Source organism: Acidiphilium sp. PM (assembly GCF_000219295.1).
In the GTDB taxonomy this organism is placed as follows: domain Bacteria; phylum Pseudomonadota; class Alphaproteobacteria; order Acetobacterales; family Acetobacteraceae; genus Acidiphilium; species Acidiphilium multivorum.
Genome location: NZ_AFPR01000536.1, coordinates 1 through 10,873, shown reverse-complemented (window position 1 = coordinate 10,873; position 10,873 = coordinate 1). Strand labels below are relative to the sequence as shown.

Genomic DNA, 10,873 nt, shown 5'->3' with positions numbered 1-10,873 from the left:
CGAGCGCTGCGGCATCCCGCCGACCTTTCCGCACCTCCTCGGCTTCCCGCTGCACATGGCGCTGCTGCTGCGCCCCGGTTTTCCCTTCCCGGTCATCGGCCTCGTGCATCTGGAAAACACCATCCGCCAGCACGTCCGCCTCGAGTCCGCAGACGCGCTGGAGATCGAGGCCCGCTTCGCCGGCTGGCTCGCCCATGACAAGGGGCAGGCCCTCGCGATCGACACCCGCGCGCTCCGTGCCGGCAGCCTCGTCTGGGAGAGCCGCAGCGTCTATCTCCGCCTCGGCGCGCGCGACATCCGGGGCCGCCCGCACCAGCCGGTGGCGACGCCGGATGCCCCGCTCTCCACGATGCTGCGGCTCGACCTGCCGGCCTCCCTCGGCCGGCGCTACGCCAAGGTCTCGGGCGATGCCAACCCGATCCACACCTCGGCGGCGGCGGCGCGGCTGTTCGGCTTTCCCCGGCCGATCGCCCACGGCATGTGGAGCAAGGCCCGCGCCATCGCCGCCCTGCTGCCAAATGCCCCGGTCGAGACCCTCACCGCCGCGATCGCCTTCAAAACTCCCGCCTTCCTGCCCGGCGGCGCCTGCCTGATGGCCGGCCCGCCCGGCGGCACCCGCCTGATCGAACTGCGCGACCGGCGCGAGACGAAGCCGCATCTGCGCGGCACGCTCGCCTTCCGCGCCGCCGCCTGATGGAGACATCGATGCTCACCGCCCCCTCGCTCCGCCGCGTCGCGATCATCGGCGGCACGCGCATTCCCTTCGCCCGCGCCAACACCGCCTATGCCGAGGCCTCCAACCAGGACATGCTGACCGCCGCCCTGCAGGGCCTGGTCGACCGCTACCGCCTCGGCGGCGAACGGCTCGGCGAGGTCGTCGCCGGCGCCGTGCTCAAGCACAGCCGCGACTTCAACCTCACCCGCGAGGCGGTGCTCTCCACCACGCTCGGCCACGACACCCCAGCCTATGACATCCAGCAGGCCTGCGGCACCGGGCTCGAAGCGGCCCTGCTGGTCGCCAGCAAGATCGCCCTCGGCCAGATCGACGCCGGCATCGCCGGCGGGGTCGACACCACGTCCGACGCGCCGATCGCGCTCAACGAAAAGCTGCGCAAGCTGCTGCTCAAGGCCAATCGCGGCCGCACCACCGCCGAGAAGGTGAAAACCCTCGCCGGCATCCGCCCGTCCATGCTGCTCCGCCCGGCGCTGCCGCGCAACGCGGAGCCGCGCACCGGCCTGTCGATGGGCGAGCATTGCGAGCAGATGGCGAAACGCTGGCGCATCCCCCGCTCCGCCCAGGACGAGCTCACCGTCGCCAGTCATCGCAACCTCGCCGCCGCCTACGGGCGCGGCTTCTTCAACGACCTCATCGTGCCGTTTCGCGGCCTGACGAAGGACGGCAATCTCCGCCCCGACATCGACCCGGCGAAGCTCGCGGCGATGCCGCCGGTGTTCGACCGCAAGGGCGGCACCATGACCGCCGCCAACTCCACCCCGCTGACCGACGGCGCCGCCGTCGTCCTGCTCGCCTCCGAGGAGTGGGCGCGCGCGCGGAACCTGCCGATCCTCGCCTATCTGCGCGCCGGCGAGGCGGCGGCCGTCGATTTCGTCGATGGCGAGGAAGGCCTGCTGATGGCGCCCGCCTATGCCGTGCCGCGCCTGCTCGGCAAGCTCGGCCTCGCCCTGCAGGATTTCGATTTCTACGAAATCCACGAGGCTTTCGCCGCCCAGGTGCTCTCGACCCTGGCCGCCTGGGAAAGCCCCGATTACGCGCGCGACCGCCTCGGGCTCGACGCCCCGCCCGGCGCCATCGACCGCGCGCGGCTCAACGTCAACGGCAGCTCGCTCGCCACCGGCCATCCCTTCGCCGCGACCGGCGGGCGGATTCTGGCGACGCTGGCGAAGATGCTGGCCGAAAAGGGCGCCGGACGCGGCCTGATCTCGATATGTGCCGCGGGCGGGCAGGGTGTCGTCGCAGTGGTGGAGCGCTGAGGGAAAGTGATATGACCGATACGATGCAGGACAATGTCCAAACCGACGGAATCTGGTTCGCCTCCTACCGCGAAGGGGTGCCGCACGACATTGGCGACGAGCTCGCGCGCACGCCGTCGCTCAACCACATGCTCGAAACCTGGGCGCGGACCTATGCCACGCGCGAGGCCTTCGTCAGCATCGGCACGCCGATGACCTACGCCGAAACCCACGCCCGCGCCCGCGCCTTCGCCGGCTTCCTGCAGGCGCGCGGAATCGCGAAGGGCGACCGCGTCGCGATCATGATGCCGAATTCCCTGCAATACCCGATCGCGGTGTTCGGCACGCTGCTCGCCGGTGGCACGGTGGTCAACGTCAACCCGCTCTACACGGCGCGGGAACTGAACCACCAGCTGCGCGACAGCGGCGCGAAACTCCTCGTCGTGTTCGAGAACTTCGCCCGCACCGCCGAACAGGGCCTCGCCGGCACGGCGGTCGAGACGGTGGTGCTCACCGGCATCGGCGACCTGCTCGGCGGCCTCAAGGGCCCGGCGCTGAACTTCGTCCTCCGCCACGTCCAGAAGGCGGTGCCGAAGCATGGGCTGCGCGCGCGGCGCTTCCGTGCCGCCCTGGCGGAGGGCCGCCGCGCCGGCCTGCGCCCGGTCGAGCTCGGCCACGAGGACATCGCCTTCCTGCAATACACGGGCGGGACCACCGGCGTCGCCAAGGGGGCGATGCTCACCCATCGCAACATCATCGCCAACGTGCTGCAGGCCTTCGCCTGGAATGGCGACCAGTTCCACGGCGAGGGCGTGAACAATCTCACGCTGCTGCCGCTCTATCACATCTTCTCACTCACCGTTAACCTGTTCATGTTCATGGCGCTGGGCGGGCGCAACGTGCTGATCGCCAATCCGCGCGACACCAAGCGGGTGATGGGCATCATCCGCAACGAGAAGTTCGAGGGCATGGCCGGCATCAACACGTTGTTCAACAGCTTTCTCGACAACGAGGATTTCCGCCGGCTCGACTTCTCGAAGCTGCGCCTCGTCATCGCCGGCGGTGCGGCGACGCAGGCCGAGGTCGCGAAGCGCTGGCAGGAGGTCACCGGCCGGCCGATCAGCGAGGGCTACGGGCTGACGGAGTGTTCGCCGATCGTCTGCACCAACCCGATCGATCTCGACCATCCCGAACGCATGAGCTTCAACGGCACCGTCGGCCTGCCGCTGCCCTCGACCGAGGTCCGGCTGCGCCGCACCGACGGCGCCTGGGCCGGCATCGGCGAGGCGGGTGAGGTCTGCGTGCGCGGCCCGCAGGTGATGCGCGGCTACTGGCAGCGCCCGGACGAGACCGCCCGGGTGCTCGACGCCGAGGGCTGGCTCGCCACCGGCGATATCGGCATCATGGACGAGCGCGGCTTCCTCCGCCTGGTCGACCGCGCGAAGGACATGATCCTGGTCTCCGGCTTCAACGTCTATCCCTCCGAGATCGAGGAAGTCGTGATGATGCATCCCGACGTGCTCGAGGTCGCCGCCTTTGGCGTGCCGGACGCGGCCTCCGGCGAGCGCGTCAAGATCGTGGTCGTCCCGCGGTCCGACACCCTGACCGAGGCCGAACTGCTCGCGCATTGCCGGCGCAACCTCACCGGCTACAAGATGCCCAAGATCGTCGAGTTCCGCCACGAGGAGCTGCCCAAGACGCCGGTCGGCAAGATCCTCCGCCGCGAATTGCGGGCCCAGCACGATGCCTGACGGCGCGCGTCCGCCGGGCGACGCGGCCGGGCAGGGGCCCGATCGCGGCACCCTGCTGCACCGCGTCGGCGTCACTCCCGGGCGGATGCGCTGGGGCATGAACCTCTACCCGCCCTACCTGTTCTCCGGCATCCGCATCGATTCCATCTCGGCGGACTGGCGCCACTGCCGTGCCCGCATCGTGTTGCGCTGGTACAACCGCAACGCCGTCGGCACGATCTTCGGCGGCACCCTCTTCGCCGTGACCGACGGCCCCTGGGCGCTGATGCTGATGCGCCTCCTCGGCCCCGACTACTATGTGTGGGACCGCGCCGCCGACATCGAATATGTCAGCCCCGGCCGCGGCACCGTCTTCACCGAGTTCGCGATCCCGCCGGAACGCGAGGCCGAAATACGAACCGCCGCCGCCGGTGGCGAAAAGGTCGAGCCCTGGTTCGGCAACGAGATCCGCGACGCCGCCGGCACCCTCGTCGCCCGCGCCCGCCGCCAGCTCTATGTGCGGCTGAAGCCCCGGGCGCGCCCGCTCTCCTGAGCGCGCCCGGCCCGCTCAGGCCAGCCGCAGCACCGATTTCACCATCATCCGCACCCGCTTCGTATAGGGCGGGAACAGCATCGGCGTCGCCGAGGCCACATCCCTCAGCACCGCCCGCTCGTGGCTGAAGGCGCGGAAGCCGTAGAACCCGTGCGCGTTGCCGATCCCCGAATTGTTCACCCCGCCGAAGGGCAGGTTGCCGTGCAGGAAGTGCAGCATGGTCGTGTTGATGCCCACCCCGCCCGACGAGGTCTCGCCGATCACCCGGTCGGTGAAGCGCCGGTCGCGCGCGAAGAGATAGAGCGCCAGCGGCTTCGGCGCTGCGTTGATCGCCTCGATCGGCTCGGCGGCGTCGCGGAAGCGGATCACCGGCAGCACCGGGCCGAAGATCTCCTCCTGCATCACCGCCGACTCCCGCGGCGCGCCGGAAACGAAGGCCGGCGCGATCAGCCGCCGCGCCCGGTCCGCCGCCCCGCCCTCGACAGTCGCGCCCCGGCCGCGCGCATCGTCGAGCAGGCGCAGGATGCGGTCGAAATGCCGCTCGTTGACGATCCGCCCGTAATCCGCCCCCGGCGCCGCGCCATACATCCGCGCCGTCTCCGCCCGCACCCGGCGCACCAGCTCGTCATGCACCGCCTCATGGGCATAGAGATGGTCGGGCGCGATGCAGGTCTGCCCGCAATTGGTGAACTTGCCCCAGGCGATCGCCTTCGCCGCCTTCGCGAGATCCGCTCCCGCATCGACGATGACGGGCGACTTGCCGCCAAGCTCCAGCGTCACCGAGCTCAGGTGCCGCGCCGCCGCCGTCATCACCACCTTGCCGATCGCCGGGCTGCCGGTGAAGAAGATGTGGTCGAACGGCAGGTCGAGCAGCGCGGTGGCGATCGCGGCGTCGCCCTCCCGCACCGCCACCTCGTCCGGCGCGAAGATCTCCGCGAGCATGGCGGCAAGCGCCGCCGAGGTCGCCGGCGCCATTTCCGAGGGTTTCAGGATCGCGGTATTCCCCGCCGCGATCGCCGAGGCCAGCGGCCCGAGCGCCAGGTTCACCGGATAGTTCCACGGCGAGATGATCAGGCACACGCCGCGCGGCTCGTGGCGAATTCGTGCCCGCGTGCCGAAGGTGGTCAGCGTCGGCGCCGCGCGCTGCGGCTTCATCCACGATTTCAGATGCCGCCGCGCGTGGCGGATTTCCGAGAGCACCGGCAGGATCTCCGACAGGTCGGCCTCCGCCTCGGGCTTGCCGAGATCTTCCTGCAGCGCGGCGTAAAGCCGGGGCCGCCAGGCCTGCACCGCCGCCTCCAGCGCCCGCAGCTTCGCGATCCGCGCCTCCGCGCCCGAACTGCGGAGCGCGATCGCCCGCGCCTGCTGGCGGGCGAACAGCGTATCCAGCCCCGCGACACCATCCGGCATCATCGTCTCGATCATGTCCATTCCCACTCTCCTTGCTTCGGTCGCTTCAGACCATTGCCGCCGCCGGCTCGTTGCGCTCGGCGCGGATGAACCCCGCCGCCTTCTCGCCGATCACCATGCAGGGCGCGTTGGTATTGCCGCCGATCAGGCGCGGCATGATCGAGGCATCGGCGACCCGCAGCCCGTCGATCCCCCGCACGCGCAACCGGTCGTCGACCACGGCCATCTCGTCCTGGCCCATCCGGCAGGTGCCCACCGGATGATAGATGGTTTCCGCCGAGGCGCGAATGAAATCGACCAGCGCCGCGTCGTCCTGGCGCGCCGGCCCCGGATCGATCTCCCGCCCGCCGCTGAGGGCGGCGATCGCCGGGCTCGCCATGATCCGCCGGCCGAGCTTCAGCCCCGCGAGCAGCTCGCCGAGGTCGTCGGCATGGCTGAGATAGGCGGGATCGATCACCGGCTCGGCGTACGGGTCGGCGGAGCGCAGCGTGATGCTGCCGCGGCTCTTCGGCCGCAACTGGCAGCAATGCAGCGTCATCCCGTGGCCCCAGACCGGCTTGCGCCCGTGGTCGCGCAGGATCGTCGGCAGAAAGTGGAACTGGATTTCCGGCCGCCGCGATTCCGGCGTCAGCCGCGCGAACCCGCCCGCCTCCGCCGCGTTGGACTGGAACATCCCGGTCCCCTTGCGGCGATACTCGAAGAACGCCGCAACCGCGCGCGGCAGCGTGTTGCCCGCCACCCCCACCGAATTGCCGCTCCGGTCGGGCACGATCACCGACACGTCGAGATGGTCCTGCAGGTTGGCGCCGACGCCGGGAAGTTCATGCGCGAGTTCCACCCCGGCCCGCGCCAGCGCCGCCCGTGGCCCGATGCCCGAGAGCATGAGCAGTTGCGGCGAGTTGATCGCCCCGCCGCACAGGATCACCTCCCGCCGCGCCCCGATCCGCCGCATCGCCCCGCCGATCCGCACCTCGACGCCCACAGCCCGCGTCCCTTCGAGCAGCACCCGCGCGACATGCGCGCCGGTCTCGATCCGCAGGTTCGCCCGCTGGCGTATCCCGTCGAGGAACGCGCGGGAGGCGGAAAACCGCTTTCCATCCCTCTGCGTCACCTGATACGGGCCAACGCCCTCCTGCACCGCGCCGTTGAAATCCGCGTTCGCCGGCAGCCCGGCCTCGACGCCGGCGCGGACGAACGCCGCCCCCAGCGGATTCGGATTGCCGAGATCGGCGACATTGAGTTCCCCCGCATCGCCGTGGAACGCATCCGCCCCGCGCTCGTTGCGCTCCATCGCCCGGAAGAGGGGAAACACGTCGTCCCACCCCCAGCCCGGCGCGCCGAGATCCCGCCACTCGTCGTAATCCTCGGGATGGCCGCGCATGTAGATCATCGCATTGATCGACGACGATCCGCCCAGCGTCTTGCCGCGCGGCCAGTAGAGCCGCCGGCCGTTCAGTTCCGCCTGCGGCGCGGTGTAGTAATACCAGTTATAGGTCCTGAACCGCAGCAGGCCGACAATGCCGAGCGGCGTGTCGATCATGCGCGACTTGTCCGGCTTCCCGGCTTCCAGCAGGCAGACGCGGACCTGCGGATCGGCACTCAGCCGGTTGGCGATCACCGCACCGGCCGAGCCGGCGCCCACCACCACGTAATCGAAACTCTCGCTGCTCACGCCTTGATGTCTCCTCCGTTGATTGCGCCCGCCGCCGGCGGCGGGAGCCGTTGCGGCCGGCGGCGGGGCGGGATGTTTGCCATCCTCTGTGCGGGCACGAAACGTGCGGGTGGTTCAGAAACTCATGACCACGCCGGTCGAGAACACGTTGGCGCTCAGCGAATATGTGCCGTCCAGCGTGCCTGAATAGGTCGTCTGCGTCGTCCCGTTCGGTTGCAGGCCGACGCGGGTCTGGCTGATCGATCCGTTCTGGACGAAGATGTGCTGGTAGCCGGCCATCAGCGTCGCGTTCGGCAGCAGCCTGAAGCTCATGCCGGCGCTGAGCGAGGTGCGGTTCGCATCCGGCAGCAGATCCTGGCGGTATTTCGAAGTGACCGGGCTCTCGTCGTATCCGGCGCCGCCCATCAGCGTCAGCCGCCTCGTCGCCCGGTAATCGAAGCCGACGCCGACCGTCCAGCTGTTGCGGTAGTCGAACGGCGTATAGATCGCGCCATGGGTGAAATTCGCGGTCGACGGGTCGCTGATGATCAGCGACTGCTGCTGCGCCCAGTTGGTCCATTGGGCGCTGGCCATCACCGCGAGCCGCGGCGTCAGCCGCTGATAGACCCCGAAGGAGATCTGCTGCGGGAAGGTCCATTTGTCGGACGCGCTCGAGGCTGCGGGCGGCAGGCCGCCGAGCGAGGTCAGCAGCGAGTCCACCGCCGGCGGCACGATCGAGGGAAGCTGGATGCCGATCCGCTCGACGCCCTTCACGCTCTGGCTGATCCGCGAGCGGTAGTCGAGGCCGATCCGCGTGCCCGGCGCCGGGCGGTACATCACGCCGGCATTGTAGCCGAAGGCGTAGCTCTTGCCCGAGAACTGGCCGGCTGCGGGTTGCAGCACGCCGAGATTCTGGTCCAGGGCCAGGATGTTCTGGAAATAGTTGATCTCCGGACCGAAGCCGATCGAGAGGGTCCTGGTGATCGGAATCGCCAGCGACAGCCCGACCTGGATGGTGGTCAGCAGCGCCTCGGTGCCCTGATACTGGCCGACGAACCCGGGCCGATACTTGATCCGCCCGCCGATCGGCGTGGTGACCGAGAAGCCGAGCTTCATCCCGTGCGGCAGGCTGATGACGCCGAAACTCCCCGGCACCAGCGTGGATTCGACGAAGCCGGACGACGTGCCCTGGCCGAAATAGGGTTCATCGGTCCCGCTGAATTTCGATCTTATGTCGTAATAGTTGAAGGCGCCCTCGAACTGGTTGCCTTTCAGCATCACGAGTCCGGCAGGGTTGTAGAAGGCTGTCGAGGGCGTGGCGCTGACCGTCGCGCCGGCATAGGAGCGGGCGACCATTCCGGTGCTCTGATCGGCCAGACCGAGCCCGGCCGCCTGCGCCAGACCGGGCACGGCGAGCGCAACGAGCAACGCGATCTGCGAGGAATTACGACAAATTAGAATTTTTCTTTCTTTCATTGACGATCTCCCAAAAAAGATATTTCCGTTTCATACCGTCAATTGACGTAATGGGCAACAACGAATCGTATGCTTGCCAGAACCGGCCGACCCATCGTCGTGCCAAGACATGCAAGGGCAGCAGAAAGTCACGCAACCGGTGCCCGAAAGTAAAACCGAAGAATTCCGCGTCGAACGGGCAGCAAAGGAAGGCGCAACTCGCCTCCCGCAAGATGAATGTTTCGAAACGGTTCGTAACATGACAGCGCCTCCCGCAGCCCTCCGGCGTCAGGCCTTGCCGGAGCGGCGGCTGGCTGTGCCGGCATCTGTCATGCGCCGGCAGATGCGCGGGCCGATCATGCTCGGCCACGCGCCGTGTTACGGAAACAGCGGTCCCTTGCGGCCTGCTCGCGCAAGGCCGGACGGGACTTCCGCGGGCCGGCTCAGTTCGCCGGCTTGGGCGGCTTGCCGGTCAGCGAGATGTCGTTCGTGACGGTGATCACCTTGCCGACCATCAGCTTCAATCCGTCGAGTCCCCAGTTATAGCGGTCGAGTTTGCCGACCGAGTCGAATCCCACCAACTTGCCGTTAGCCATCCGCTCGGTGAGTTTCATGGCGAACGGATGGGTCTGCCCGTGCATGGTCAGCTTGCCGTCGAGTTCCGTGCCGTTCTTCGCGCAGTCGCCGATATAGCTCGTCTGCGGATACTGTTTCGGATCGAGGAATGCCTTCGACATGACCTGTCCCCGCACGATCGCGTTGGGCAGCGCGAGGCTGCTGGTCACGAACGTGACGTCGATGTGGCAGGTCTTCGCGGTGGGATCGAAGGTGAGCGTGCCGGAAAGCTGGCGATAGGTGCCGGTGATCGTGAACAGCACCGCGGTCGAGTGCGTCTGCGACAACATGTTGCCCGGCGTGAGTTGCAAGAGTTCGTTCCCCGCACGCGCCGTCCCGGCAGCTGCCATCATCCCGCCCAACGCGAGGGCAGCGCAAGCCGCGATCCGCTTCATGATTGTTTCCTCCATATATAACGATATGTGGCAAAACATGCCATATACGTAAAGGACAAACAACTCTTTTTAGATGGAATCCACATAAATTGAACAAATGTTAATAATCGTCATAACAATTCTCCGGAAAATACAATCGCTGACTGCACGTTATGCGGGTGAGCTGAAACCCTAGGTTGTCTTTTTGTTATGAAACGGCTGGTCGTGTCCAGGGGCAGTTCGGAGGTCCACGTGCGGCCGCCGTTACGGAGGGCGGCTTGTGATGCGCCGGTTGGCGGCATGCCCACGATGACAGCCTAACCTGCTGAAATATAACGATATCAATTCGATATTTTTCACTTGGTCTGGAATTTTATTTCTTTTTTGGAAAAAGTTATGAAAATTGAAACCAATCCGCGCAGATCGTGGTATGCTGTTTCATAAGGTGACAAAGTAGTTGTCGCCTGTGACATTCCGACTCCCCTGAGACGCGGGCTAACGGAATGGATTTTGAAAACGCGCGAGGAGTTTTTTTAACAATGAGCAAGTCTATACGGAAGGCGACGTCCAGGGCGCTGATGTGCACGGTCGGGCTCGGCTCCGCGCTGGCGCTGGCCGGCTGCGGTTCGAACGGCGGGTCGATGGCCAGCACGGGCGGCACCAGCGGCACGGGAGCCGGCGTTGTCAGCACGGCCAGCACGACCGCCGGAGCCGCCGCGGGCGCGCCGGTGAGCACGGCCGGCAACACGGTGGCCTCTGCGGGCACCCAGTTGTCGTCGCTCGGCACCAAGACCGGCGGCCCGGTCGGTTCGATCGTGAACGGTCTCGGTGGCACCGTCACCCAGACGGGCGACCTGCTGAGCAGCAACGGTTCGACGCTGAGCACCAGCGGCCTCACCGGCCTGCCCGTCGTCGGGCCGACGGTCGCCGGCGTCGCCGACGCGGTCGATCCCGTCAGCAACGCCCTCGCCAATGTCAGTGTGTTGAACACCTCGACGGGTTCGCCCAGCGTGACGCCGCTGATCAGCGCCAACGTGCTGAGCACGACGCCGCAGGCGAATTCCCCGGTGCAGGTCGGCGTGCTGTCGAACGGGCAGGTGGTTCAGCTCAAGGC

8 protein-coding genes and 1 pseudogene are annotated in these 10,873 nt (G+C 67.6%); 5 read left to right on the top strand and 4 right to left on the bottom strand.

Translation table 11 applies throughout. From position 1 onward, the window contains the following. From APM_RS17555 to APM_RS17540, 4 genes are all read left to right on the top strand, one after another. The coding region (locus tag APM_RS17555; protein WP_007424740.1) for a MaoC/PaaZ C-terminal domain-containing protein at positions 1-694 on the top strand (694 nt) is incomplete at its 5' end. Between the two features lie 11 nt (positions 695-705). Next, positions 706-1,992 (top strand): acetyl-CoA C-acetyltransferase, encoded by a 1,287-nt coding sequence (locus tag APM_RS17550; RefSeq protein WP_007424739.1) that lies wholly within the window; start codon positions 706-708, stop codon positions 1,990-1,992. Positions 1,993-2,003: 11 nt separating this feature from the next. Then, positions 2,004-3,722 carry an AMP-binding protein gene (locus APM_RS17545; RefSeq protein WP_007424738.1) on the top strand — a complete coding sequence of 573 codons (1,719 nt, stop codon included), beginning with the start codon at positions 2,004-2,006 and terminating at the stop codon, positions 3,720-3,722. Continuing rightward, the gene (locus tag APM_RS17540) at positions 3,715-4,254 is read left to right on the top strand and encodes a DUF4442 domain-containing protein (RefSeq protein WP_007424737.1); all 540 of its coding nucleotides are present in this window, start codon (positions 3,715-3,717) and stop codon (positions 4,252-4,254) included. Before APM_RS17545 ends, APM_RS17540 begins: the two co-directional genes overlap by 8 nt. 15 nt (positions 4,255-4,269) lie before the next feature. On the opposite strand, the gene APM_RS17535 is transcribed toward APM_RS17540, so the two are convergent. The 4 genes from APM_RS17535 to APM_RS17520 form a co-directional block, all read right to left on the bottom strand. Further along, the gene (locus tag APM_RS17535; RefSeq protein ID WP_007424736.1) at positions 4,270-5,685 is read right to left on the bottom strand and encodes an aldehyde dehydrogenase family protein; all 1,416 of its coding nucleotides are present in this window, start codon (positions 5,683-5,685) and stop codon (positions 4,270-4,272) included. 25 nt (positions 5,686-5,710) lie between these two features. Continuing rightward, the gene (locus tag APM_RS17530; protein ID WP_007424735.1) at positions 5,711-7,336 is read right to left on the bottom strand and encodes a GMC family oxidoreductase; all 1,626 of its coding nucleotides are present in this window, start codon (positions 7,334-7,336) and stop codon (positions 5,711-5,713) included. Between the two features lie 114 nt (positions 7,337-7,450). Beyond that, positions 7,451-8,791 (bottom strand): OmpP1/FadL family transporter, encoded by a 1,341-nt coding sequence (locus APM_RS17525; RefSeq protein ID WP_007424734.1) that lies wholly within the window; start codon positions 8,789-8,791, stop codon positions 7,451-7,453. A gap of 422 nt (positions 8,792-9,213) precedes the next feature. Further along, a complete protein-coding gene (locus tag APM_RS17520) occupies positions 9,214-9,780 on the bottom strand; it encodes a YceI family protein (protein WP_007424733.1) in 567 nt (188 codons plus the stop codon). Between the two features lie 518 nt (positions 9,781-10,298). On the opposite strand from APM_RS17520, the pseudogene APM_RS17515 reads away from it, so the two are divergent. Next, positions 10,299-10,873 (top strand): annotated as a pseudogene (locus APM_RS17515) (hypothetical protein); the annotation flags it as partial.

What these genes read in the sequence shown, in the direction of transcription:
- APM_RS17550 (WP_007424739.1), top strand. Translation starts at nt 706, where the DNA reads ATGCTCACCGCCCCCTCGCTCCGCCGCGTCGCGATCATCGGCGGCACG.
- APM_RS17545 (WP_007424738.1), top strand. Translation starts at nt 2,004, where the DNA reads ATGACCGATACGATGCAGGACAATGTCCAAACCGACGGAATCTGGTTC.
- APM_RS17540 (WP_007424737.1), top strand. Translation starts at nt 3,715, where the DNA reads ATGCCTGACGGCGCGCGTCCGCCGGGCGACGCGGCCGGGCAGGGGCCC.
- APM_RS17535 (WP_007424736.1), bottom strand. Translation starts at nt 5,685, where the DNA reads ATGGACATGATCGAGACGATGATGCCGGATGGTGTCGCGGGGCTGGAT.
- APM_RS17525 (WP_007424734.1), bottom strand. Translation starts at nt 8,791, where the DNA reads ATGAAAGAAAGAAAAATTCTAATTTGTCGTAATTCCTCGCAGATCGCG.
- APM_RS17520 (WP_007424733.1), bottom strand. Translation starts at nt 9,780, where the DNA reads ATGAAGCGGATCGCGGCTTGCGCTGCCCTCGCGTTGGGCGGGATGATG.